This window comes from Myxococcus sp. CA051A (genome assembly GCF_013336705.1).
GTDB classification, from domain to species: domain Bacteria; phylum Myxococcota; class Myxococcia; order Myxococcales; family Myxococcaceae; genus Myxococcus; species Myxococcus llanfairpwllgwyngyllgogerychwyrndrobwllllantysiliogogogochensis.
This window is the reverse complement of sequence record NZ_JABUMS010000003.1, coordinates 630,521-654,555: the sequence shown is the minus strand read 5'-3', so window position 1 is coordinate 654,555 and position 24,035 is coordinate 630,521. Positions and strand designations below refer to the sequence as shown.

General features: G+C 69.5%; 18 protein-coding genes. 8 read left to right on the top strand and 10 right to left on the bottom strand.

What is annotated here, in order from left to right:
* Positions 1 to 87: 87 nt before the first annotated feature.
* A complete protein-coding gene (locus HUA74_RS12660; RefSeq protein ID WP_141649041.1) occupies positions 88 to 1,620 on the top strand; it encodes a cell wall metabolism sensor histidine kinase WalK in 1,533 nt (510 codons plus the stop codon).
* On the top strand, positions 1,617 to 2,309 hold the full coding sequence (locus HUA74_RS12655; protein ID WP_141649042.1) for a response regulator transcription factor: 693 nt from the start codon (positions 1,617 to 1,619) through the stop codon (positions 2,307 to 2,309). The genes HUA74_RS12660 and HUA74_RS12655 overlap by 4 nt, the downstream gene beginning before the upstream one ends.
* A gap of 16 nt (positions 2,310 to 2,325) precedes the next feature.
* Here HUA74_RS12655 and HUA74_RS12650 read toward each other — a convergent pair whose 3' ends face one another.
* On the bottom strand, positions 2,326 to 2,982 hold the full coding sequence (locus HUA74_RS12650; RefSeq protein ID WP_246137849.1) for a bifunctional 2-polyprenyl-6-hydroxyphenol methylase/3-demethylubiquinol 3-O-methyltransferase UbiG: 657 nt from the start codon (positions 2,980 to 2,982) through the stop codon (positions 2,326 to 2,328).
* 279 nt (positions 2,983 to 3,261) lie between these two features.
* Here HUA74_RS12650 and HUA74_RS12645 point away from each other — a divergent pair, with 279 nt between their 5' ends.
* Positions 3,262 to 4,842 carry a hypothetical protein gene (locus HUA74_RS12645; protein WP_254623899.1) on the top strand — a complete coding sequence of 527 codons (1,581 nt, stop codon included), beginning with the start codon at positions 3,262 to 3,264 and terminating at the stop codon, positions 4,840 to 4,842.
* Positions 4,843 to 4,922: 80 nt separating this feature from the next.
* Here HUA74_RS12645 and HUA74_RS12640 read toward each other — a convergent pair whose 3' ends face one another.
* Positions 4,923 to 7,613, bottom strand: a complete 2,691-nt coding sequence (locus HUA74_RS12640; protein ID WP_174454743.1) for an amidohydrolase family protein — start codon at positions 7,611 to 7,613, stop codon at positions 4,923 to 4,925.
* A 128-nt stretch (positions 7,614 to 7,741) separates the two neighbouring features.
* Here HUA74_RS12640 and HUA74_RS12635 point away from each other — a divergent pair, with 128 nt between their 5' ends.
* Positions 7,742 to 9,106, top strand: a complete 1,365-nt coding sequence (locus HUA74_RS12635) for a sigma 54-interacting transcriptional regulator (RefSeq protein ID WP_174454871.1) — start codon at positions 7,742 to 7,744, stop codon at positions 9,104 to 9,106.
* A gap of 3 nt (positions 9,107 to 9,109) precedes the next feature.
* On the opposite strand, the gene HUA74_RS12630 is transcribed toward HUA74_RS12635, so the two are convergent.
* Positions 9,110 to 9,943 (bottom strand): M15 family metallopeptidase, encoded by an 834-nt coding sequence (locus tag HUA74_RS12630; protein WP_371817229.1) that lies wholly within the window; start codon positions 9,941 to 9,943, stop codon positions 9,110 to 9,112.
* Positions 9,944 to 10,081: 138 nt separating this feature from the next.
* Here HUA74_RS12630 and HUA74_RS12625 point away from each other — a divergent pair, with 138 nt between their 5' ends.
* The gene (locus HUA74_RS12625; RefSeq protein WP_174454869.1) at positions 10,082 to 10,726 is read left to right on the top strand and encodes a DUF3332 domain-containing protein; all 645 of its coding nucleotides are present in this window, start codon (positions 10,082 to 10,084) and stop codon (positions 10,724 to 10,726) included.
* 77 nt (positions 10,727 to 10,803) lie between these two features.
* Here HUA74_RS12625 and HUA74_RS12620 read toward each other — a convergent pair whose 3' ends face one another.
* Both HUA74_RS12620 and HUA74_RS12615 read right to left on the bottom strand, forming a co-directional pair.
* Positions 10,804 to 11,358: a hypothetical protein gene (locus HUA74_RS12620; protein WP_141641906.1), complete on the bottom strand. Its 555-nt coding sequence runs from the start codon at positions 11,356 to 11,358 to the stop codon at positions 10,804 to 10,806.
* Positions 11,355 to 12,719, bottom strand: a complete 1,365-nt coding sequence (locus tag HUA74_RS12615) for a hypothetical protein (protein WP_174454742.1) — start codon at positions 12,717 to 12,719, stop codon at positions 11,355 to 11,357. The genes HUA74_RS12620 and HUA74_RS12615 overlap by 4 nt, the downstream gene beginning before the upstream one ends.
* 81 nt (positions 12,720 to 12,800) lie before the next feature.
* On the opposite strand from HUA74_RS12615, the gene HUA74_RS12610 reads away from it, so the two are divergent.
* Both HUA74_RS12610 and HUA74_RS12605 read left to right on the top strand, forming a co-directional pair.
* Positions 12,801 to 13,508, top strand: a complete 708-nt coding sequence (locus tag HUA74_RS12610) for a gluconate 2-dehydrogenase subunit 3 family protein (RefSeq protein ID WP_254625028.1) — start codon at positions 12,801 to 12,803, stop codon at positions 13,506 to 13,508.
* Positions 13,505 to 15,175, top strand: a complete 1,671-nt coding sequence (locus tag HUA74_RS12605; RefSeq protein WP_174454741.1) for a GMC family oxidoreductase — start codon at positions 13,505 to 13,507, stop codon at positions 15,173 to 15,175. The genes HUA74_RS12610 and HUA74_RS12605 overlap by 4 nt, the downstream gene beginning before the upstream one ends.
* On the opposite strand, the gene HUA74_RS12600 is transcribed toward HUA74_RS12605, so the two are convergent.
* Positions 15,172 to 15,660 carry a hypothetical protein gene (locus tag HUA74_RS12600; RefSeq protein ID WP_246137092.1) on the bottom strand — a complete coding sequence of 163 codons (489 nt, stop codon included), beginning with the start codon at positions 15,658 to 15,660 and terminating at the stop codon, positions 15,172 to 15,174. The two genes, HUA74_RS12605 and HUA74_RS12600, sit on opposite strands and share 4 nt — an antisense overlap.
* A gap of 48 nt (positions 15,661 to 15,708) precedes the next feature.
* On the opposite strand from HUA74_RS12600, the gene HUA74_RS12595 reads away from it, so the two are divergent.
* Positions 15,709 to 16,146, top strand: a complete 438-nt coding sequence (locus HUA74_RS12595) for a hypothetical protein (RefSeq protein ID WP_174454740.1) — start codon at positions 15,709 to 15,711, stop codon at positions 16,144 to 16,146.
* A 334-nt stretch (positions 16,147 to 16,480) separates the two neighbouring features.
* On the opposite strand, the gene HUA74_RS12590 is transcribed toward HUA74_RS12595, so the two are convergent.
* From HUA74_RS12590 to HUA74_RS12575, 4 genes are read right to left on the bottom strand one after another with little or no spacing between them, the layout of a single operon-like run.
* Positions 16,481 to 18,886 (bottom strand): hypothetical protein, encoded by a 2,406-nt coding sequence (locus tag HUA74_RS12590; RefSeq protein WP_174454739.1) that lies wholly within the window; start codon positions 18,884 to 18,886, stop codon positions 16,481 to 16,483.
* Between the two features lie 14 nt (positions 18,887 to 18,900).
* Positions 18,901 to 20,649 carry a VWA domain-containing protein gene (locus HUA74_RS12585; protein ID WP_174454738.1) on the bottom strand — a complete coding sequence of 583 codons (1,749 nt, stop codon included), beginning with the start codon at positions 20,647 to 20,649 and terminating at the stop codon, positions 18,901 to 18,903.
* Positions 20,646 to 22,634 (bottom strand): vWA domain-containing protein, encoded by a 1,989-nt coding sequence (locus HUA74_RS12580; protein ID WP_174454737.1) that lies wholly within the window; start codon positions 22,632 to 22,634, stop codon positions 20,646 to 20,648. The genes HUA74_RS12585 and HUA74_RS12580 overlap by 4 nt, the downstream gene beginning before the upstream one ends.
* Positions 22,635 to 22,668: 34 nt before the next feature.
* Entirely contained in the window at positions 22,669 to 23,994 is a 1,326-nt protein-coding gene (locus HUA74_RS12575; protein ID WP_174454736.1) for a thrombospondin type 3 repeat-containing protein, read from the bottom strand.
* Between the last annotated feature and the right edge of the window lie 41 nt (positions 23,995 to 24,035).

Below are 24,035 nucleotides of genomic sequence, written 5' to 3'. Positions count from 1 at the left end.
TGGGTGCGGGTGGCGAACAGTCGAGCCCCTCCGCCCGGGCGAAACGCCACGAGCGTGTAGCGCCGGGTGGGAGTAAAGGAGAGGGGCGTGTCCCGCTCCCCCTCCGTCATCCTCAGCTTCCGACGCACCTTCGCGCTGCTCATCATCCTGGTGGTGCTGCCGTCCGCGGGCCTGTCCGGCTTCGGCGTGGTGGCCATCATCAATGAGCGCGCCGCGGTGGAGAAGCGCCTGGAGTCCGCGTGGCGGGGCACGCTGGAGTCACTGTCCCAGGAGCTGCCCAAGGAGCTGTCCGCCGCGAAGCTCGCGGAGGAAGGCGGCAGGCTCCAGTTGCTTGCGCCGGATGGACGCATCCTGTCGGAGCCCGACGGCACCTTCCAGCTCGAGGGCGGCCGCACCTTCACGGAGGACCCGCTGCTGATGGAGGCCCTGGGCGCGGTCATGCCGGAGGTCGGCTCGCTGCCTGAAGTACCCACCGTCTTCTCGCTGTCCGCCGGAGGCCGCTCCGTCGTCGTGGTGGCCGAGCGCAAGGGCGACATCGTGCGCGGCGTGCGCCTGTCCGTGCGCGCCCTGGAGCTGCTGCTGACGGAGCGTGTGGAGCCCCGCGCGGTGTCCAGCGAGCCGGTGCGCTTCGCGCTGATGCCCGTGCCCCGCGAGAGCAGCGAGGGCGGCGGATTGATGGGCAAGCTGGTGTCGGAGGTGGCGCAGGCTCGCGCCAGCGCGCTGGGGCCGCAAGTGCTGGCCGAGCGCGTGCTGTCGCCTCCACTTCAAGACTTCCGTCTGGTGGTGCTGCCCACCGGCGAGGACCCCGTCGCCCGGGCCTCCGCGCGCAACCGCGCCGTGTACGGCGTGCTGCTGGGTTTGTTCTACCTGACGCTGACGTTCGGAGTCGTCTACACGGGCCGCGTGCTCTACCGCGAGGCACGGCTGTCGCGCATGAAGACGGACTTCGTGTCGCTGGTGAGCCACGAGCTGCGCACGCCGCTCACCTCCATCCGCATGTTCATCGAGACGCTCGCCCTGGGGCGGCTGAAGGACCCGGCGCAGATGCAGGAGGTGCTCACCCTGCTGACGCGAGAGACGGAGCGGCTGTCCGTCTTCATCGAGCGGGTGCTGGACTGGTCCCGCATCGAAGGCGGTCGCAAGGTGTACCAGCGCGAGCCGATGCCCGTCATGGACGTGGTGGACACGGCCGTGGCCGCCTTCCGCGCGCAGCGCCTGGAGGGCGGCGTGGACCTGAAGGTCGACGTGTCCGAGGGGCTGCCGCGCGTGGACGTGGACAAGGAAGCCGTCGCGGGAGCGCTGCTCAACCTGCTCCAGAATGCCTACAAGTACAGCGGGCCAACGAACCGACGCATCGAGCTGAGCGCACGCCGCTCGGGCCGATGGGTGGACCTGGCGGTGGAGGACAACGGCGTGGGAATCGCTCCGAAGGAACGCAAGCGCATCTTCGAGCGCTTCTACCGGGTGGACAATCTGCTGACCCGGAAGACGGAGGGAAGTGGGCTGGGGCTGGCCATCGCCCGGCGTATCATCGAGGCTCACGGCGGACGCATCGCCGTGAAGAGCGAGCCCGGCCGCGGCAGCCGGTTCACCATCCACCTGCCGGTGCAGAAGGCATGAGCGAGACGACCCGCCGCATCCTGGTGGTGGAGGATGACCTGTCCATCCTCGCCGGCCTGTCCATGAACCTGCGCTTCGAGGGCTACGAGGTGCTCCAGGCCCAGGACGGGCGCACGGGGCTCCAGCGCGCGCTGGACGAGGCCCCGGACCTCGTCGTGCTCGACTTGATGCTGCCGGAGCTCAACGGCTTCGAGCTGCTCAAGGAGCTGCGCCAGCGCGGCCGGGACACCCCCGTCGTCGTGCTGTCCGCCAAGGGCATGGAGACGGACAAGATTCTGGGCCTCAACCTGGGCGCGGATGACTACGTGGTGAAGCCCTTCGGGCTCCAGGAGCTGCTGGCGCGAATCAAGGCCGTGCTGCGCCGGCGCTACCCGACGCTCGGGGCCGCGCCGCCGGTGACGTTCGGCGACGTCAGCGTGGACATGAACGCGCGCACGGTGGCCAAGGCCGGCACGCCGGTGGAGCTGACGGCGCAGGAGTTCAAGCTCCTGGCGCACTTCCTCGCGCACCCGGAGCGGACCTTCACCCGCGAGGAGCTGTTGTCCGGCGCGTGGGGCTACCACTACGAGGGCAGCGCGCGCACGGTGGACAACTTCATGCGCCAGCTGCGCCTCAAGTTCGAGCCGAACCCGGAGGAGCCCCGCCACTTCGTCACCGTGCGGGGCCTGGGCTACCGCTTCGAGAAGTGAGCACTCCGGCCCGTGCTCACGGGCCGGCGACGCCGATGTGGCGCGAGTCTTCCAGGTCGAAGGGCTTGCCGTCGAAGCGGCCGTAGCGCTCGCGCGGGATGAAGCCCGCGCCGGTGAGGGCCGCGTCCAGCTCCTCCGGAGAGAAGTGCCGCAGCTTGAGGCGGCGGATGGGGCTGGGCACGCCTGGCTGCTTGCGCTCGCGCAGGTGGAGGGCGAACAGGGGCCGGCGCGGCTCCAGGCCCGCGTTGGGCTCCTCGTCGTCGCGCGGCAGCACCGGCTCGCGGGGCGTGTTGAGCACGTCGTACACGAAGGTGCCCCCCGGGGTGAGGTGGTGGCGCACCGTGGAGAGGAACGCCTCCAGGTCATCATTGCCCGGCATCAGCCCCAGCGCGTGCTGCGGGGCGAGCACCAGTGGGAAGTGTTCCTGAAGGCGGATGGAGCGCAGGTCCGCGACGAGGAAGCGGGCGCGGCTGGCGACCTCCGGAGGCTCCGAGGCGCGGCGCTCCTCGGCGGAGCGAATCATCACCTCCGAGGGGTCCACGCCCACGGCGGTGAAGCCGTGCTCGGCCAATGCCCAGACCACCCGGCCGTTGGCGGCGCCCAATACCAACACGGGCGCACCGTGCTCGGTCGCCTGGCGTGTGTAGAACAGGAGGTCCGGCTCCTGCCCCACCAAGGACAACGGTGTGCGACCGCGTGCGTCGTTCCCACCCATTTCCGGAAGGCACTAGCACGAATGAGGGGGTCTTCGGGACAGCGACTTTCCCAGACTGGGGATTGTGCTTCCCACTGGCTGTCCGGGACCGGACGGAGTCCCGCTTGGAACGGCAGCCAACCCTGGCATCGGCCTTGCGATGCAGAGGCCCCGGAAGGCTGCCCATCCGGGGCGGCCCAGGTTTTCGTGGGGTGAGTTCGGATGACGCGGGGATGGCGCTGGGCAGGAGCGCTCGTCATGGCGGGCGCGATGTGGACCGTGGTGGGCTGCGGCTCCAGCAAGAGCGGCGACGATTCGGAGCAGGACAACCCGGGCATGGATGACCCGGGCCCTCCGCCTGGACGCCCGGGCCCGCCGGAGGAGATCCCCGACGCGGGGACGCCAGACTCGGGCACGCCCACGGAGCCTCCCGACTCGGGCACGCCCACGGAGACGCCGGACTCGGGGACTCCGACGGACGGCGGCACTCCCACGGACGGCGGGACTCCGCCGGACCCTCGCCAGGACGTGGAGATTCCGCCGCTGCCGACGCCGGCGGGCTGGCGCTTCTACGGCGCGGACCAGGGCGGCCCCGTCACCGTCTACGGCGTGACGGCCGACGAGGGCGGCAACGTCTGGGTGGCCGGCGGCGAGGAGGGCCTGTTCCTGCTCAAGCGCGGCGCGGAGAGGCTCGTGCGCTTCGGCATGGAGAACGGCCTGCGCCCCTACGGCTTCATGGCGGATGGCAGCACGCCCCCGGGGGCCAAGTACCTGAAGGTCATCTCCGTGGCGGGCGGCAAGTCGGGCACCGTCTTCGTGGGCTACGAGGGCATGCCGGGCAAGGGCTTCGAGCACTGCGAGAACAACTGGGACGGGCCGAGCCCGGACCCGGCGCGCTACAAGAGCGGTGACGCGGACAAGGTGACGCTGAACTCGGACGGCACGCTGGACGTGGTGCACTACGACATCTTCTCCGGCCCCAACGTGGTGGCGGCCGAGCCCCGAGGGCGCGAGAAGATCTGCAACGTGCTGCGCATCCGCTACGACAAGCACGCGCTGGGCAACAACAAGGCGAGCGTGTGGTTCGGCGGCAATCACGGCTTCGCGCGCGGCAACGCGGAGTTCGACGGCGCGCCCATGTGCAACGGCCAGCTCAACTGCTCCGGCGTCTTCGAGCACGTGCACCCGCACATCAACGCGTACAACGCGCAGGGCGGCGTGATTCTGCTGACGGACGCCTACTACGGCGTCGCGGTGGACCCGAGCGGCGACGTCTGGTTCGGCGGCTCGGACCGCACCACGCGCTTCCGCTACGGCACCAACGGCGGCAACTTCTGGCGCTCGCAGACGGGTTCGGAGAACGACAGCAGCAACAAGCTGGACCTGTGGCCGGACGCCAAGCCCGAGTACTCGAAGCCCAATGAGCGCGTGCCCGACAACATCTCCGGCGCGGTGGTGGCGCGTGACGGAACGGCGTGGCTGAGCTCGTTCGGCAACGGCCTGGTGCACATCGATGCGAATGGCACCGTGCTGGGCCACATGGGCGCGGGCTCGGGGCTGGTGGACAAGCACCTGTCCGCCATCGGCCTGGACCCGTCCGACGGCAGCATCTGGGTGGGCGCGTCGTGGGGCGGTGGCCTGTCGCGCCTCAAGGGCGGGAGCATCATCAACTACGGCCTGACGGACTTCGGCCGCAAGTACGGCATGTCCCGCATCAGCGACATCCAGGGAGATGCTTCCGGCGATGGCCGGCGGATGCTGGTGGGCTTCATGGGCTACCAGGACACCACCACGAAGAAGTGGGTGGCGGGCGCCATCGGGGTCTTCGAGGGCAACTAGCGGCCCCCCCGGGTCCATGGATTTGAACGCGGCGGCCGTCCTCACCTGGGGGCGGCCGCCGTCGTACGTCCAGGCCCGCGCTACTTCGCGGGCAGCACGCGGTGCTTCTCGAACAGGGCCTGCTGACGGCTGACGAGCGGCACCTGCCGTCCGGCCAGCCACATGCCCACGGGCCGCGACGCGGACTCCAGCGGGTCGCCGTTCCACAGCACCACGTCCGCCACCGCGCCGGGAGAAAGCTTCCCCACCGGCAGTCCGAACGCATCCGCCACGCTGGAGGTCATCGCGCGCAGCGCATCCGTGTGCGGCAGGCCCCAGGCCACCGCGTTGCCCGCCTCCTGCGCCAGCGTGCGCACCATCGCGGGCTCGCCCAGCACGGAGAACAGCACCCTCACACCCGCGCTGGTCAGGAGCGCCGCGGAGTCCAGCCGGCTGTTGAGCCGGTCGAAGTCCATGGGCAGGTTCTGCGTGGGCTGGAGAATCACCGGCACCTTCGCCACGGCCAGCTCCGACGCCACCATCCACGCCTCGCTGCCTCCGGCGATGACGAGCTTGAGGTTGTACTCGCGCGAAAGCGCCAGCGCCGCCCGGATGTCCGACGCCTTCTGCGCCGTCACCACCACCGGCAACGTGCCCGCAAGCACCGGCTGGAGCGCCTCCAAATCCAGCCGGCTCGCCGCCACGTCCCGCATGCGCCGCTGCTCGAAGTCACCCTTGCGGCGGCCGTACTCACGCGCGTCGGAGAAGACCTCGCGCAGCCGCTCCAGCACCAGCGCCCGCGAGCCCGATAAGGCATCCCGTCCGCCCATGCCCAGGTTGACGTGCATCGCCAGCGAAGCGCGGCGCACCGAGCCGTCCGTCGCCACGAAGGCGCTCTGCCCGGCCACCAGCCCTCCGTGCTGCACCGTCACCGCGCTGGTGACGCCGCCCAACCGCGTCACCGGGAACACCGCCGAGGCCGGATTGACACTGTCCGCCGACACCAGCGCCGCGCGCACGTCCCGCTTCGCCGCGTCTCCGCGCAGCCCGTCGTCCTGCGTCGACACCTCCGCGCCCACCTCCACCAACCCCAGCGAGGTGAGCGGGTCCACCAGGCCCGGCGTCAACAACCGCCCCTTGCCGTCCACCGTCCGGCAACCCGCGGGGAGCGCGCCGCCCTCGCCCTGCGAGCGCACGCTCGACACCTTGCCGCCCTCCAGCACCACCGTGGCGCCCTTCACCCAGGCCGAGCCCGTGAAGGCCGTCACGCCCTGGAACACCGTGCACGCCTCCTGCCCCTGCGGCACCAGCTCCGCGCACGCGCGCTCCTTCGAGACATCGCAGCGCGCGACGAGGCCCAGGTCGGCCAGGGACGGCGTCGGCGCGGGAGCGGCCACCAGCTTCGCGGCGCTCGCCGCCAGCTCCCCCACCTCGAAGTCGCTCGCCTCCACCGCGCCCGCGCCCGCGTCGAACGTCACCACGCCGTCCGCCCACACGCGCTGCGCCCTCGCATAGACGCTCAGCGGGTGGTTCCTCCACAGCACCACGTCCGCCATCTTCCCCGGCTCCAGCGAACCGGTGACACCCTCCACGCCCATCACCCACGCGGCGTTCAGCGTCACCCAGCGCAGCGCTTCTTCCTCGGGAATGGGGACGCCGGACTCCCGCGCCCGCCACATCGCCTTGCCGGCCTCCTGGTTCAGCCGCTGGATGCCAAAGCCCGAGTCCGAGTGGATGACGGCCTTGCCCCCCGCCTGCGACACCAGCCCGGCGTTCTCGGGGATTCCGTCCCACGCCTCCAGCTTGAAGCCCCACCAGTCCGCCCAGGTCGCGACGGCAACACCCTTCGCGGCCAGACTGTCGCGGACCTTGTAGGCCTCCAGCGCGTGGTGGAAGGCCCGAATCGAATAGCCGGCTTCCTCCGCCACCTGGAGCATCACCTCCATCTCGTCCGCGCGGTAGCAGTGGTTCTGCACCAGGATGTTGCCGCGCAGCACCTCCGCCAGCGTCTCCAGCTTCAAGTCGCGCAGCGGCGCGGGGCCCGCGTCGTCCGGCGTCTTCTCCTTCTTCTTCGCCCACTCCTCCAGCTTGGACATGTACTCGCGGGCCTGGGCGAACGCCTGCCGGTAGCCCGCCACGTTGGCCATGCGGGTGGACGGCGCCACGTTGCGGCCCTCGCCGTAGACGCGCCGGGGGTTCTCACCACACGCCATCTTCAGCGCGTCCCTCGCGCCCGGGAAGCGGACTTCCGCCGCCGACCGTCCGAAGTGCAACTTCACCGGGAAGCCCCGGCCACCAATCAGGTTGGCGCTACCCGGTAGCACCAGCAGCGCCGTGACTCCACCCGCCGCCGCGCGCCGCAGGCCCGGGTCCTGCGGCCAGAACGAGTGTTCGGCGGAGACCTCGGCCGTCACCGGCGCCGTGGCCTCGTTGCCATCGCCCGTGGAGAACGTCTCCGGCGTCGCGTAGACGCCCAGGTGGCTGTGGGCGTCGATGATGCCCGGGGTGACGTAGAGGCCTGTGCCATCCACCTCCTCCGCCCCCGGAGGTGTCGTCACCTCCGCGTTACGCCCCACCGCCGTCAGCTTGCCGTCCACCCAGGCCACCGCGCCATCCTCGATGGCCGGGCCGGTGGCGGGCATCACCGTGGCATGACGGACCACCACCGCGCGCGCCTGCTTCCAGACACGTGTCGGAGCGGGGGGCGCCAAAGAGGGGGTGGTGGGGGCGGAAGCCTGCGGGACAGTGGCGCAGGCGGAGGCCAGCATCAGGAGCAGGAAGCGGGTGCGCATAGGGGTTGCCCGTCGTATCACGCTCCGCTGGGGCTCCAACCATGCCCGGTCGGCCGGAGGGCGGGCGCCACCCCACCCGACAGGAAGTCACCTCGCGGCGAGAAGCCGTCTACAATCCCCACCCGGTCATGCCCCCTCTCCCCCCAGCCCCCATCCCCGCGCACACGGTCATCAATGCACGGGCACAGGGTGAGCGACTCTCCGCGCAACAGTTCCACCTCGTCCTGTTGGATACCGAGCGTGCCGGCACCGTCTTCCCGCTCGCCAACGAAGCGCTTCGCGTGGGCAAGGCGCCCGACAACGACGTCGTCATCGACCACCCCACGGTGAGCCGCAATCACCTGGTGGTGCGCCGCCAGGGCGACCGCTTCCTCGTCCAGGACCTGGGCTCCACCAACGGCACCTTCCTCGACGGCGCCCAAATCCGCGAGGCGTACCTGCGCCCCGGCGCCCTGCTCGAAGTGGGCGACGTGCGCCTGCGCTTCAGCCCCCAGCTCGCCCCCGTCCAGGTGGAGCCCACGCTGGAGGACCGGCTGGGAGACCTGGTGGGCCGCAGCCTGCCGATGCGGCAGATCTTCGCGCTGCTCCAGCGCATCGCCCCCACCGACTCCACGCTCCTGCTCGTCGGCGAGACGGGCTCCGGCAAGGGCGCCGCCGCCAAGGCCATCCACAAGCTCAGCCCGCGCGCACCCGGGCCGCTCGTCGTCTTTGATTGCGCCAGCGTCTCCGACTCCCTCATCGAGAGCGAGCTGTTCGGCCACGAGAAGGGCGCCTTCACCGGCGCCGTCAGCCAGCGCATCGGCTGCCTGGAGCGCGCCAACGGCGGCACCCTCTTCCTCGACGAAATCGACGACCTGGCGCTGGACCTCCAGCCCAAGCTCTTGCGTGCGATTGAGGACCGCGAGTTCCGCAGGCTCGGCGCGTCCACGCCCATCTCCTTCGACGCGCGCATCGTCGTGGCCAGCAAGAAGGACCTCTGGTCGGAGACGCAGGCGGGCCGCTTCCGCGAGGACCTCTACTTCCGCCTCTCCGTCTTCACCGTCAACCTGCCGCCCCTGCGAGACCGCAAGGAGGACATCCCCCTCCTCGTGGACGCGTTCGCCGGCGAGGGGCTGTGGCTGCGGCTGCCGGAGAAGATTCGCGAGCAGTTCAACGGGCACACCTGGCCGGGCAACGTGCGCGAGCTGCGCAACGCGCTCGAGCGCGCCCGGCACATGGTGGATATCCCGGAGCTGGCCGGGGACACGCTCCTGCGCGAATTCACCCGCGAGCCCCCCGCCCCCGCGGGCGACTTCCTCCCCGCCGAGTTCACCGGGCCCTTCAAGGTCTGCAAGGACGAGCTCATCCGCGCCTTCGAGCGCGAGTACCTCACGCGCCTGCTCGGCCGCGCCAAGGGCAACATCGCCCGCGCCGCTCGCGATGCCGAGCTGGACCGCAAGCACCTCTACTCCCTGCTGCACAAGTACGGCCTCGTGCAGAGCGAGGGAGACTGAGCGTCACCGCGCCGGAGCGCACGCGGCGTCGAGCAACTCCGGCCGGTACTCGAAGTGCATCGTGTCGTAGTGGTACCAGCGACCGCCCCAGATGAAGCCCTCCGCCTCGAAGGCGTCCACCAGCGCCTGGGGCACGGCGTTGCGCCAGCGCACCGGCAGCCGGGGCCGCTGCCATTCCCAGTAGTGCGAGCGCGCGGTGTTCAGGTCGATGGAGACGCCGTAGGAGTGCGCGCTCCGGCGCGTCGTGTGGGCGATGTTGCGCCAGACGAACGTCCCGCCCACGCCCTGGAGGAAGGGCTTCAGCGAGGCGTCCTTCGCCACCAGCGCCTCCAGCCGCGCGGCGACGCGCTGGAACGCGGGCGCCACCTTGCGGTGCACCTTGAGCCGCTGACCGAGGAACACGAGCGGCACCACGTCCACCTTCTCCTTCGCATCGCCGTACATGGCCTCGAACAGCGGCTCGAAGCGGATGCGCCCGGGGTCTTCGTCCTCGCGAGTCACCGGAGCGATGGGGCCCGCGACATAGGCGATGGAGAGCGTGTCCTCCAGGTCCGGGGCCTCCAGCTTTCGCGGGAACGACTTCTGCTGGCCGTCGTCGAACGGATGGGCGCGTCCATCCGGCAGCGTGAAGCCCCAGCCCGCGTCGAGGCGCACCGGCGTCAGCACCGGATACCACTTCGCCAGACAAGCCAGCGCGGCCGGAGGCGCTTGGGCGGCCTCGCGCACGGCGCGCGGAGCTTCGACAGGCGGACCCGCGTCGGGCGGTGTCGCGGCGAGCGCGCCTTGGGACAGCAGGCACAGCACACAGGCCCTCATGAAGAAGTGGACGGGAGTCACCCGCGCATCCTCGCACCCGGGGGATTTTCGAGTGGTGAGCATTGGACTGGGATGCGAACGAAGTGTCGCCGGGGAAATCCACCGTGGCATGGTGGGTCCGCCTCCGCAGTCCTTCCATCCTCCCAAGGAGGGCCCATGATGAAGCGTCCGTCTCCGTGGCTCGCTGTGCTCTGCGCCGGTTTCATCTCCATGCATGCGACCGGGTGCTTCGGCAGTTTCAAGCTCACGCAGAAAATCTGGCAGTTCAACAAGAACATCTCCGGTGAGAAGTTCGTGCAGTGGTTGATGTTCCTCGTGCTCGTCATCGTCCCCGTCTATGGGATTGGCACGCTCATCGACGCGCTCATCATCAACAGCATCGAGTTCTGGAGCGGCAACAACCCCGTGTCGAGCGCGGACGGCACCGACGACGGCACGCGCGTCGTCCGCCTGAGCCCCACGGACGTGCTGCGCATGTCGCGCGACGCGGAGAGCGGCGTCATGAAGCTGGCACTGGAGCGCGCGGGTCAGGAGCCCGTCATCCGCTACTTCGAGCCGCTGGAGAACGGCATGGCCGTGCGCGACGACACGGGCGCGCTGCTCGTTCGCGCGGAAGGCGCGGCGGACGGCGCGGTGGCGGTGACGGACGCCTCGGGTGCCACGCTGACGGTCCACGGCGCGGAGGCCGTGGCGCTCGCTCGGCGCGTGTACGAAGACGGTGGAGTGCTGGCGCTCGCCCGGCACACCGTGGCCCGGTCCACCGTGGCGAATGGGCTCGCGCTCAACACGTGCGCCACGCCGTAGCCCCAAGTCAGCCTCCTGCTGGAGCGCGGTGACGCCCGAGCGTCCGGGCGTCACCGCTGGCTCACGGCGAGCCTTCGCTACGGGATGATGACACTCCCGTCGAGCGGCTCACCCTCTTCCGGACCGAAGCCCGCATCCAGCGCCTCCGAGGAGAAGGTCCCCTCCAGGCTGCGACCGGCGCCGTAGCCGTCGCCCTTCTTGAAGGACATGGAGAAGTCCCCGCGCGTCTGCTCGCCCGGGTTGCCTCCAGACTCCAACTGCAAGTCCCCCTTCTCCACCGGCGCGAAGACGCGCGACGGCTCGCCCGCGTTGAGGTGCACCACCGTGGCACGCGCCAACCCCGAGGGCGTGTTGCCCGCCAGGTTGATTTTCGCGCCCGGCCGCAGGTCCAACCCTTCCGTGGACACGGTGAGCCGCACCACCAGGTCCACGTCCAGGTCGTTGTTGCGGAAGTAGCTCACCTGGAGCGCCTCCGCGTTGCGGAGAATCTCCACGCGCGACACCTCCAGCGGGAAGAGCTCCGACACGCTTCCGGACAGCGAGTTGTCCGGACGGCTGCACGCCACCATGCCGGCGCCGGACGCAATTCCCGCCAGTGTCAGCGCCGCCAGGGCGCGGACCGCACTTCTCATTGCTCCACCGCGAGGTTCAGGACGCCCTTCTTCGTGAGCGCCGCCACCGGCGTGCGGTAGAGCACCACGCGCTTGCCCGTGGAGAGGAACGCCAGCTTCGGGGACCAGCCGCCGTTGGCGTCGACCAACGTCTCACGCCAGTTGCCCGCGATGCGCGCGCTGATGATGAGCTGGTCCTCGTTCGGGTTGCAGCTCGTGTCGTTGCGGCCCGTCTCCGACGAGCAGACGTAGTGGGCGATGTGCGGCTCGTGGTTCGCCGCGTCGAACGCGAGCGACGGATACCAGCCGCCCGTCCCCCGGCCGAACACCGGGTCCGGCGTCGACCACTCGCCCGTCGTCGCGCAGCTCGTCGCGCTGGGGCTCGGGCAGTCGTAGTACTGCAACACGTCGCCTCGCGAGGAGCCGCGGTTCTGCACGGCGATGCCGAAGCCCGCCACCGAGTCGTACGCGATGGACGGCCCCAGCTGCGTGTTGCCCACGCTCTCCGGCGTGGCCACCAGCACCGGCGCCGTCCAGGCCGCGCCATCCGCGTTGCGCCGCTGGAAGACGATGCCCCCGCCCGTCGCCTGCGCGGCTTCCTTCACCAGGTCATGCACCACCGCGGGCTGCGCGCCCGCCATGATGAGACCGATGTGGCCGCCGTAGCCCGCCTTGGTGTCGCCCGACGAGGCCAGCATGCGGAACGTCCAGCTCGCGGGCCCGCCGCTCGCCAGCTCCAGGTCCGCCGACTCCCAGTCCTGACGACCGAAGTTGCCGTTGTGTCCGTCGCGATACGCGACGAGTGCCTGACCGCCGGAGAAGACCATGGACGGGTTGAGCCCGATGAGGAAGCCCACGTCGCTCAGCGGGTTGCCGATGGCCGCCGCGTTGGAGCGCGTGCCGACGACCCGCTGCGTCCACGCGCCCGCCGACGAGCGATAGGACACCGCCACATCACTCTGGAGCCAGAACGTGGAGTCGTCGCTGCCGCCACCCAGGTAGGCCACCGCCGGCTGTCCATCCGGACCGAAGGCGATCGACACCCCGTACACGCGCTGCACGGTGACAATCTTCTCCGCCGGCCCGAGCACTCCCGCGTTGAACTCGCGGTAGCGCAGGTCGTAGTTCACCACGCTGCCCGCCATCGTCCCGTTGTTCACGAAGTACGCCATGCCGATGCGGTCCTCGGGACCGACGGCCATGGCGATGTTGGAGATGGGGTTGAACTCGCTCGGGTCCGAGTCCACCTCCAAGCGGGTGAAGGGTGAATCCGAAGGTCCCGGCCCGCCATCCGGGCGCCCCGCGTCCGGATTGTCCGGATTGGAATCCTTCCCGCATCCCAATGCCAGCGCCAATCCCAGTGCCCAGACATGCCGTCTCATCTTCTGTCTCCTTGCGTTGTCGGCCCTGCACATCGTCGTTTCATCCTACGTCACCACCACGCCCGAGGAAGCAGGCGAGCCATGCATCCCGACGCGGCGAAGCGCCTCGCGCTGGGTTACGCTCGCGCACCTATGCCCCGTGCGCGTTCCCCTCGTCAGCGCCTGTCGCGGCGCTCCTTCATCCGGCGGCTGACCTTCCTGGGCGGCGGCGTCGTGCTGCTCGGGCCGCTGGCCTGCAAGCGCGCCTCCGAGGAAGCCCCCAAGCCCGCCACGGACCCCGGACCCCTGGGCACCGCGCCCGGCGGGCAACACCATCGCACCTTCTCCTCGTTCGAGCTGGCCGTCGTCACCGCCGCCACCGAGCGCATCCTCCCGCGCGACGAGGACCCCGGCGCGCTCGACGCCGACGTGCCTGTCTACATCGACCGCATCCTCCAGACACCCGAGATGAAGCCCATGCGCGACGACTTCCTGGAGGGGCTCGCCGCGCTGGAGCGCCGCTCGCAGCGCATGTTCCAGAAGGGCTTCTCCGCCATCACCCCCGCGCAGCAGGACGAACTGCTCACGCTCTTCAAGGACAGCCCGCCCCAGAGCGGCGAGGCGCACTTCCTGGAGCTGCTCACCGTGCTGACGTTGGAGGGCTTCCTGGGTGACCCGTCCTACGGGGGAAACAAGGGCAAGGTGGGCTGGAGGCTGATGGGGTTCGACGCCGTGGGCACCATCGCCATGGCGCCGCCCGAGGGCTACGACGGACCGAAGTGCCTGCGCGAGTGCGGGGTTCACAAGTGAGCCTGCCCGAAGTCGACATCTGCATCATCGGCAGCGGCGCGGGCGGCGCGCCCATGGCGCTGGAGCTGGGCCGCGCGGGCTTCAAGGTCGTGGTGCTGGAGAAGGGCCCCCACTACCGGCCCCAGGACTTCGTCCACGACGAAATCCTCAACAGCCGCCGCAACTTCTTCATGCCGTTGCCCTGGGAGGAGCCGCACCTGCTGCGCAAGGGCGCCAAGGGCAAGTACGAGCGCAGCTCCGCGGCGTGGACGGCCAACTGCGTGGGCGGCGGCACCGTGCACATGAGCGGCTTCTTCTACCGCCTCAAGCCGGTGGACTTCCGGCTGCGCAGCACGCTGGGCGCGGTGGCCGGCACCACGATTGCCGACTGGCCCATCTCCTACGAGGACCTGGCGCCCTTCTACGACAAGGCCGAGCAGGAGCTGGGCGTGTCCGGACAGGCCGTGGCCCACCCCTTCGCCGAGCCGCGCAGCGCGCCGTACCCGCTGCCGCCCCTGGACGTGCACCCGGTGGCGGGGGAAATCGACAAGGCGTGCAAGGGGATGGGCTGGCACTCGCTGCCCACCGCGCGCGGCATCATCAGCCGTCCCTACAAGGGCCGGGCGCCGTGCGCGTACTGCGCGCTGTGTGGCAGCTACGGCTGTGAGATGGGCGCCAAGAGCGGCACGAACGCAAGCCTCATCCCCGCCGCCGTGGCCACCGGCAACGTGCAGGTGCGGCCGGGCTGCATGGCGCGCACCGTGGAGGTGGACAAGAAGGGGCGCGCGCGCAGCGTCATCTACCTGGACGCGGACGGCGTCACCCAGGAGCAGCCCGCCAAGGTCATCGTCGTGTCGTGCACGGCGGTGGAGAGCGCGCGGCTGTTGCTCAACTCCACGTCCAGCCGCTTCGCGAGCGGACTGGCCAACGGCAGCGGGCTGGTGGGAAAGAACCTCATCTTCAGCTCGTTCGGTGAGTCCCAGGCGACGTTCCGGCTGTCGAAGCAGGCCGAGAAGCGCCCGTGGCTCAAGGACCCGGGCCCCTTCGTCAACCGCAGCATCCAGGACTTCTACCTGATGCCGGATGAGCGCTTCGGCTTCCGCAAGGGCGGCACCATGGGCTTCATGTGGGCGCATCCCAATCCCATCCATGCCGCCACGGGGCTCGCCGGCAGCGGTTCCTCGGCCGTCTTCGGCAAGGAGCTGAAGGACAGGATGCGGGCCTACCGGGACTCGCGCATCCTCCTGTTCGAGGTCTACGGAGAGTTCCTCCCCACGCCCGGCAGCTACGTGGCCGTGGAGAGCGCGGTGAAGGACAAGCACGGCATCCCCGTGGCCGCCATCACCGTGGAGCGACACCCCACGGACCTGGTCGCCACGCGCTTCCTCGTCGAGCGCGGTGAAGAAGTCCTGCTGCGCCTGGAGCCGGACGAACTCAAGCGCACCACCACCGCCGGAGAGACGACCATCCTCCAGCACGGCACCTGCCGCTTCGGTGACGACGCGGCCACGTCCGTGCTGGACAGGAATTGCCGCGCGCACGAGGTGCCCAATCTCTATGTCGTGGACGGCAGCTTCATGCCCACGGGCGGCAGCGTGCCCTCCACGCTGACCATCGCCGCCAACAGCTTCCGGGTGGCGAACCACCTTGTTCGAACGTTGAAGCAAGGCGTCGCCTCCGGCGGTTAGCGATTGCGCAGGGGCGTCACGTCGACCTTCACGGCGTAGCGCGCCTGCATGTCGGACTCGAACTCGATGAGGTGGTCGCCCACTCCGGTGACGTCCGCCTCCTTCGTGAAGACGCTGAACTTCTCCATCGAGTCGAGCACCGCGCGCCCATCCGCCGCCAGACGCGTGCGGGCCCGGCACCCCTCCTCGTGGAAGATGACCACCGTCTCCTCTCCCGCGGCGGTGACCTCGTCCAGGTAGAAGCTCACCTTGACGTGAGACGCCTCCGGCACCTGGACGATGAACTTGCTGCGACCAGGGAAGCGACCCTCCGCATAGCCTTCCGCTCCGAGAATGCAGCCCGCGACGCTGCCACACACGGGCCAGGTCTCATCACACGCATCCTTCACACGCGGACCGATGAAGTCGTCGCGCGTGTCGCCACAACCCACCACCAACAACATGAGCAGGAATGCACCGGCGCTCTGGGCCTTACGACAGAACACTGTTACAACATTCATCATCATCGACCCTCTAGCGAGGAGTGAACGTCCATGCGACTGCACACCCCGTGGCTCCCTATTCTCTTCTTCTCACTCGCGGCCTGCGGTGAGAGCGCCGAAGAACTTCCCAAGACCCCGCAGCTTGTCTCGGACCGCGACGAGATGGCATTCGACCGCGAGTTCAACGCGGGCACCTTCGTCGGAACCAGTGGCTTCAACTCGGTCATGGTGACGAACATGGGGGAGGATACGCTGGAAGTCACCGACATCACCCTCAACGCTCCGTCCGTGTTCACGATGAAGGTCTCCAATGACTACACGGCCGGCACGCCCCTGCAGGTGCCCTCGCTGAAGCACGTCTTCATCGAGGTGACGTTCAAGCCGCGCGAGGCCCAAGTGTACCAGGGCACCATCACCATCAAGTCCAATGCGGCGAACCTTCCGGAGAAGGTCATCGCCCTCAACGGACAGGGTATCGCGCCTCCCTGAGCCTCCCCGAGGGTGAAGGGTGACGGGCACCACCCGCCACCCCACCCAGGTGGGTGTCATTCGCTCGCCCGCCCGCCGTGGCACACCTCGCGAAGTCGCTGGCCCACACCGCGCGCCAGGCCTCGCGACAATCACACACATTCCGCCGGACACCGGGTGATGGCCTCGCGAAAGCCAGGTCTCCCCGCATGAGCGACGGCTTCGTCGCCCCTTGTTCCATCCACCCTGCCTCGCCAGCCGCCCCGCCTCGTTGAAGCCGGGTCAGACACATCGCGAGACACCGCATCGAACCAGGTGACTCCGCTGGGAGCGAGTCACCCGGCCCGGCTCCCACTCACGGCTGACGGGTGAAGGCACAGCCCCCGCGCGGCCCGGGAGCGCCACCGTCTGGCGTACCCGCGTCTTCCAGCCCCGGGCACTGCGTCGTCACGCCGCCATCCCGCGTGTACGACTGGGGATAGTCGCCGTAGCCGGTGCGCAGCGTGTACTCCACCTGCTCGTAGGACGTGCGCTCGGCCGCCGACACATCCACGCGCATCTTCCCGCCACGAATGAAGCGCGGCTCCAGACAGCCACACGCGTACGGGGCCAGGGTGACGACGGTGGAGTCGGGGCGCTCCTCCAGGTTGAACAGCGGCTGGAAGCTGCTCAGCGGAGCATTCGCCGGCGTGTGCCACGCCCGCAGCGCGTCCGAGCGGTAGCCCAGCGTCAGCGCCTGGTTGCGGCTGCCCGCCCTCACCGCCACGCAGCCATCGCCCATGCCACTGTCCGGCACCGTGCCTCCGTCGGCGCCCGCGACGGCGTCGCCGTCACAGAAGGTCAAGTCCAGCGCGAGGCCGTGCACCGAGCCACCGTCCTGCTGCTTCGCCACCTCCCACTGCACCAGCCACGCGCGGTCTTCCGGCGGCGGCACGGCGGGGAGCTGGAACATGAAGGAGTCCACGTCGGACGGCACCGCGTCGTAGTCCATGGGGCCGCGCACGCCCCGGCCGTTGATGCGGTCATCGCCGTTGCGCAGCCGTCCATAGCCATGCGACAGCCGGCCGGTGACGGTGTACTCCGCCGTGTCCGGCGGCGCGGGGAAGGCCGTGGTGGAGGCCAGGGGCTTGGACACCGCCGACTCCGTCGACGTCCCGCCGTAGCGGCTGACCTCGTCCGCGTCTTCCGCCTCCCACGTCACGTCCAGCCGGTAGTCCTTGTCATCCGCCCAGTTGGTGCCGTCGTCCTGGACGTTGAAGTAGTACAGCTCCGAGGCCGCGCGCGGGGGCACCGGGATGACGCCCTCGAAGTTGCTCAGGTTGGTGAAGCGCGGGTTGTTCGACGTCTCCTCGCGCAGCGAGTGCAGACACATGGGCGCCGGCAGGTCCGTGCGCTGGCAGTACCCCCGCACCAGCGCGACGATGTCCGGATTCTCTCCGTAGCCCTTGGGGCACGCCGTCGCGTCATTGGTGCATGCGGTCCGCCACTCATCCACGTTCACTCCCTTCGACACCAGGGTGAACACGAGCACCTGGCGGTCCGGCGTGTCCGGCAGCGCGGGGAAGCGGCCCCCGGTCGCCAGCGGCACCACGCGGTAGCGCAGCCGCGTGGGCACGGTGGAGGCCGGCAGGCGCACCCCGTACCAGTCCTGGTCGCCGATGTAGCCGATGCGTCCGGTGAAGGCCTTCGACGACGCGGGTGACGGTGAGGCCAGGTCCCACAGCAGCGCGTCGCCAACCTTGTCGTTGCCGAGCTGCGTCTGGTCCTGGGGGTCCGCCTCGTCCAGGACGCGGATTTCCACGTCGTACCCCTGGCGCACATCACCCTGTGACGTGTCCCGGTCGCTGATGCCGCGGTAGCCGCGCACCACCAGCATCCACTTGCCCGCGTGCTCCGCCTTCACCTTGCGCGCCGTCGCCAGCACGCCCGGGCGCACCTGCGGACGAACCTCGCCCTCATCCTCCTTCTCCTCCTTGGTGAGGAAGCCGGGGCGCAGGAGCTGGTACGACAGCCGCCAGTTGGGCACGAAGCCCAGGTCCGGCGCCGTCACGCTCACGTACGCCACCTTCCCCACGGGCAGGTCGAAGGTGTAGCGGTCCACGTCGTTGTCCGTGGCCAGGAAGCCCGACACCGTCCCCACCTGCACGCCCGCGCCCTGCGACGCCAACGACAGCGGCGTGGCGGCGGCGAGGGCGTCGTTGGGCTCGTGCGTGTCCGGGTTCTCGGTGATCTGCAGCGTCAGCCGGTAGGGGTTGCGCGCATCGAACTTGGGCTGGGAGACGACGTCCGGCGCGTCCTGCACCAGCACCAGCACCGTCTTGCCCTTCAGGTCGTCCCGCAGCGGCACCACCATGTCCACCGGCTTCGGCGCGCCCTGGCCATGCTTGTCGTCCTTCTTCGCCAGCGAGCTTTCCGACCCGTCGGGCAGCGTCTCCAGCACGCTGATGGACAGCTGCACCGCGGTGCTGGAGGCCACGTAGAGCCCGTTGAGGTTGAGCAGCGTGCGCGCGCTGGTGTTGGCGGGCAGGACGATGCGGTACCAGTCCTGGTCGCCTTCGCGCGTCGCCCCTTCCTTGACGAGCAGGCGCTCCAGCGGTTCACCGGGCTTGAGCTCGCACTCGGCCAGCGTCAGCGCCTCTTCCCGGCTGTTGCAGAGGTCCTGCACCTGGGGAGTGCCCGCGTCCTCCTTGTCACCGCCCCCGGAGGAGCAGGCGGTGAGAGCGAGCAGCGCGAGCGACAACAGTCGGACTTGGGTCTTCATGGGAGCGTCGATTCTCACGGCGTCGGAAGCGAGACGTCGGCGCGGCCGGGGCAGCCGTCGACGAAGTCCTCGGGGGCTACGCGGATGATGCCGTCGGCGGGGGACTTGATGCCGCCCACCGGGTAGCGCACGGAGTCCACGCGGAAGGTGCGCACCTGGGTGCGCGCGGTCGGGTCGTCCGCGGGCACCATCGCCACGGACAACGCCACGTTGTTGAAGCCCGCGCCGCGCGTGACGACGCCCGCGTCATCCGCGGCGGCCACGGTGGGAGCCAGGAGCACGTTGCCCACGCTCAGCGTGTAGCACTGACGGCCCAGCTCATCCGGCGGACCGTCCGCCTCGAACGAGTAGCGGTAGCCCTCCGCCGCCAGGTGGGCGGTGTCCACCTCCAGCGGGCGGGTGTGCAGGCGCAGCTCCGCGCGGCTCGTGAGCCCGTCGTTGTCCGGGTCCTCGTCCAAATCATTGCTCGCGCCCTGGGTGCCGCCGCGCCATTCGATGCCATCCGGCACGCCGTCGCGGTCGCTGTCGGCCAGCGTCGCGTTGGTGCCGATGAACTGCTCGTCGCAGTCGAGCAGCCCGTCACAGTCGGTGTCCGAGGCGCGCAAGAGCGGAGGACAGCCCTTGTCCAGGCCGCCACCGTCCGGGTCCGCCACCTGGATGGGGTCGAAGTCCACGCCGCGGTCGCGGAAGTACACCTCCACGCCGTCGCTGAAGCCGTCACCGTCGGTGTCCATGAGGTTGGGGTTCGAGCCCACCTCCGCCTCGCGCGCGTCCGACAGACCGTCTCCGTCCGTGTCCGCCGCGTCCAACGGACTGCCCGGCGGCGCGGAGAAGTTGGTCGCAATCACTTCCTTCACGATGAAGGTGCGCCGCACCTGCCCAAAGGAGAAGTCCAGGAAGTTGATGGGCTCGTTGTTGCGGAAGTCGCGGAAGTTGCCGCCGCCCAGCTCGGCCATCTTATCCAGCCGGTCCGCGTTCTGGTTGATGATGAGCAGCGGGCAGCCGCCGTCGCCCGACAAGTCACACACCGACGACACCGGTTGCGTGGGAGTGAAGACGTGCACGGTGTTGACGCGCACGTCCTCCACCAGGTCCCGGAGCTGACGGATGCGCACCACCGCGTCACCCTGGAGCAGCTCGTCGTCCTGGTCCAGGGTGGGCTTTCCGTCCGACAGGAACACGAGCGAGTAGCGCGCCTGCGCCAGCGCCTGCGCCCCACCCGGCTCCAGCCGGCTGCGCGCGATGTCCGTGTTGATGAGCGAGTAGATGTCCGACAGCGGCTTGACGAAGTCCGTCGAGTCCCGGTTCGGTGAGTTGTCCGGGTTGCGGAAGGTGAGCAGTTGCTCGGTGAGCTGGCGCATCCGGGCGTCGTCCATGCTGGACACCTGCATGAAGCCGTCCTGCGGGGGGTTGCCCGGCGCCTGGGTGAGGAACGCCGTGGTGCTGCCGGCGAAGACCACCACCGCCAGGTAGACCTCCGGGTCCCTGGGCAGGTTTTCAATCAGCTCCACCAGCGCGGTGGCGCGCGTGCCATCCGGGTCGCTGACGCGCATGGACTGCGAGGCGTCCATGGCGATGATGAGCTTGATGGGGCGCACCACCTCGTTGGAGCCGACGGTGCAGAAGCGGCCCTGCATCGAGATGGCCCGGTCCACGGGGACATCCACGTCCCGGCGCGGGTCATACAGATACGAATCGGAACAGGCCACCACCAGCACGAGCGCGACAATCAGGCCCGCCAGGATACGTCCAGCCACACTCACGGGTTGACTCCTCCCTGCTGACCCGCCGGCGTCGTGCCCACACACCGCCCCTGGTTCTCCCAGGGATTGCTCAGGTCCGTGGGAATCATGAAGTTGTCATTCGTCAGCGTCAGCTCCGGACCCACCGGCACGCGCACGCTCGGCGGCGCGTACTGGGACCAGGCACAGGCCGAGCGCCAGACGCCGTAGTCGGTGGCCACGCCGCTCTCGGGGGCCTCCGCGAACCACAGCTTGAAGAGGTTGAAGCCCTGCTTGGCGCCCACCCGGTCCGGCGTCGTCACCATCTGCAGATTGGAGACGGTGTAGTCGTAGCAGACGCTCCCGTTGGACAGCACCTCCGCGATGCGCGTCTCATACTGGAAGCCGTTCTTCTCGAAGAAGGCCCTGTCCCGACGCGTGGGGTCCGTGCCCGCGCGCAGCTCCACCTCGTCCGGCAGGCCGTCACCGTCCGTGTCCAGGCCCGCGACGCTGGGCTCCATCGGGTCGAGCCCCCAGCGCGCCTCGAGGCTGTCCGGAATGCCGTCGCCGTCGCTGTCGACGATGGTCTCCCGCGTGCGCAGGTACGACTCCGCGAACTGCGACAGGCCATCTCCGTCCGTGTCGCGGCACGTGCAGCGCGGCGTCAGCGGAGAGTCCGGGTCACACCCGCGCGCGTCCAAATCATTGGCCGCCTTGAAGCCCTGGTCTTCGCGGCGCTGCTCGAAGCCGTCGTTCAGGCAGTCCCGGTCGCTGTCGGCGTTGAACGGGTTGGTCTTCAGCGTGAAGGAGTTGTCCACGTCGTCCGGCACGCCGTCGCCGTCGCTGTCCACGATGCGCGCCTCCAGCCCCGGGCCGGAGCTGAGCGGCTCCACCAGCAACGTCTTCATCACGTTGCGCGAAGCGAAGGACGAGTAGTCCAGCGCGCCCAGGCCCAGGTTGGAGATTTCAGCGGTGTCGTTGAACTCCTGGTACACGCCGTTGCCCATCTCCGCGAAGCGCGTCAGCAGCCAGGCGGCGATCTTCTTCGCCGCCGCCGGGTACTCGGCCGGCGCCACGCCCGGGTAGACGCCGTAGATCTGCTCGCAGATGGTGCCGCAGGCGCGCACGGCCTCCTGGTTGAACAGCAGCACCGTGTGCATGCGCACGTCGCCCACGTTGTACTGGTCCTTCAACTCCATCAGCCGGCGCACGTAGCTGAAGAGCTGGTAGTTCTGGTTGCGGTCCGTCCCAATCTCGAAGCCGTCAATCTGGTCCGTCGTGCTGGTGGCGTTGCAGAAGCCGATGAGGGAGTCCGCCCACGTCAGGTCCGGACTGTCCGGGCCGGCGTAGACGCTGAGGTTGTCGGTGGCGGAGCAGCGCGGATACGGCGTGCCGTCCGTGAGGAAGACGACGACGTAGCGGGTGCGCGGCAGGACTTCCGGATTGGACAGCGCGACGGCGTTGATGTCGCTCGCGATGAGGCTGTAGGCGTACGACAGGGCGCCCTGGTAGTCGGTGCCCTTGCCCAGCTGGCTCTGCAGGCCGTCGATATAGGTGTCGATGTTGGTGTCCGGCCGGGCGAAGCGGTCGCCCGTCGTCGCCGGGGGCCAGACGTTGCGGACGTTGGTCTCGAACGGGGCGACGGACACCTGCACGTTGCCGCCCGCCGCGTTCACCTGCCGGAACTGCGCGACCAGGCGCTTGAGGGCGCGCACGCGCGCGGGCTCGGTGACGCCGGGCGGGATGATGGCCTGCACCTCGGCCTGCTGACAGAAGCCGCTGTCCAGCTGCGCGCCAGGCGGGTCGGAGATGCACATGCTTCCCGACTCGTCGATGACGACCACCACCTTCACGGGGAAGCCGGCGGGGTTGGGCGGGCGCGTGCAGACGCGCCCCTGGAGCATCACCCTGTCATCGACATGGGACTGCTGTTCCGTTCGAGGCTCGAGCATCGAGTCGGTACAGGACAGCAGTCCCGTGGCCAGGAGGCCCGCCGCGAAGAGCGGGAAACGAAGAAGGCGGCGCATGGGGAAACGACCTCCTGGCAACAGACGATGAGATTTACTGCTCGCGGCGGCGGCGGCGCATCAGGACGCCCAGCAGCGCGGCGCCAAGCGCCGTGGCGCTGAAGCCCGCGGGCACGGAGTTGCAGTTCGGACCGCCTTCGTCACCCTCGCCCACCGTCAGCACCAGGGTGGACGTGGCGACGCGGCTGTCCGGGAAGACGCGGTCGGCGAAGGCCAGGCGGGCCTCCACGGTCAGCTCGTACGTGCCCTCGGTGTCCGGCACGAAGTTGGGAACGCTGCCGTCCACGTAGGAGTACTGCCAGTTGCGGCTGAGCGTCACCGCGCCCTGGGGGTTCTCCACCACGGAGTTGGAGCCATCGGGGCGCCGGGTCACCGTCCAGCGGTACTCCATGGCCGCGCCGTTGCGGTTGGCGAACAGCGGCGGACGCAGCGTCTCACCCGACTTCGACAGGCGCATGGTGCCGCCGGCGCTGACCGTGAAGGGGGACTTCGGGTCCAGGCACTTGTCCTTCTGGGTGGGGTCCACCACGAGGCAGTAGAGCCGGTCGCACGCGTCGCCCAGGCCGTCGCGGTCGTCGTCCGCCTGCTCGCGGTTGGCGACGTCACGGCAGTTGTCGACCTCGTTGAGGATGCTGTCGTCATCGGCGTCCGGGTCGCACGCATCGCCCAGGCCGTCGTTGTCCTTGTCGGACTGGTCGGGGTTGGCGAGCCCGGGGCAGTTGTCGCCGTTGTCGGAGATGTTGTCGGCGTCCGCGTCCACGCGGCACTGGCTGCCATCCGTCGGCATCACCTGGTCCGGGTTGGACCGACGCGGGCAGTTGTCCGCGCCATCCGCCACGTTGTCGTTGTCATCGTCCGAGTCACAGACGTCGCCGGCGCGGTCGGCATCCAGGTCGGACTGGTCCACGTTCGGAATCAGCGAGCAGTTGTCCTGCTCGTTCGCCACGCCGTCGTTGTCCCGGTCCGTGTCGCAGTCATCGCCCTGGCCATCGCCGTCGGCGTCGCGCTGCTGGAAGTTGGAGAGCGTGGAGCAGTTGTCACAGACATTGCCCACGCCGTCGCCGTCGCCGTCCGTCTGGTCACGGTTGGAGGCGAACGGGCAGTTGTCCCGGTCGTCCGCGCGGCCGTCGCCGTCCGCGTCATCCGTGTACGACAGCGTGTCGCCGTCATCCGTGTAGTTCACCCACACAGAGCCGCAACCACAGCCACAACCTCCACCCACCTCCTGTGGGCGGCCGCAGCTATCGCCGAGGCATTCCGGGTTGTCAGGGTTGTCGTTGTTCTGCGCCTGGGCAGTGCCAGGGTTCACGACGAGGAAGGCCCCGAGCAGCAGCGCGGGAGCGAGACGAACGAGTGTCATGGTGACTCCTTTCAGCCCCGGGCCATTAGCAAGAGACGATC

Coding starts and splice junctions, on each gene's coding strand:
- HUA74_RS12655 (WP_141649042.1), top strand. CDS start 1,617: ATGAGCGAGACGACCCGCCGCATCCTGGTGGTGGAGGATGACCTGTCC.
- HUA74_RS12645 (WP_254623899.1), top strand. CDS start 3,262: ATGGCGGGCGCGATGTGGACCGTGGTGGGCTGCGGCTCCAGCAAGAGC.
- HUA74_RS12640 (WP_174454743.1), bottom strand. CDS start 7,613: ATGCGCACCCGCTTCCTGCTCCTGATGCTGGCCTCCGCCTGCGCCACT.
- HUA74_RS12635 (WP_174454871.1), top strand. CDS start 7,742: ATGCCCCCTCTCCCCCCAGCCCCCATCCCCGCGCACACGGTCATCAAT.
- HUA74_RS12625 (WP_174454869.1), top strand. CDS start 10,082: ATGAAGCGTCCGTCTCCGTGGCTCGCTGTGCTCTGCGCCGGTTTCATC.
- HUA74_RS12620 (WP_141641906.1), bottom strand. CDS start 11,358: ATGAGAAGTGCGGTCCGCGCCCTGGCGGCGCTGACACTGGCGGGAATT.
- HUA74_RS12615 (WP_174454742.1), bottom strand. CDS start 12,719: ATGAGACGGCATGTCTGGGCACTGGGATTGGCGCTGGCATTGGGATGC.
- HUA74_RS12610 (WP_254625028.1), top strand. CDS start 12,801: ATGCATCCCGACGCGGCGAAGCGCCTCGCGCTGGGTTACGCTCGCGCA.
- HUA74_RS12595 (WP_174454740.1), top strand. CDS start 15,709: ATGCGACTGCACACCCCGTGGCTCCCTATTCTCTTCTTCTCACTCGCG.
- HUA74_RS12590 (WP_174454739.1), bottom strand. CDS start 18,886: ATGAAGACCCAAGTCCGACTGTTGTCGCTCGCGCTGCTCGCTCTCACC.
- HUA74_RS12580 (WP_174454737.1), bottom strand. CDS start 22,634: ATGCGCCGCCTTCTTCGTTTCCCGCTCTTCGCGGCGGGCCTCCTGGCC.
- HUA74_RS12575 (WP_174454736.1), bottom strand. CDS start 23,994: ATGACACTCGTTCGTCTCGCTCCCGCGCTGCTGCTCGGGGCCTTCCTC.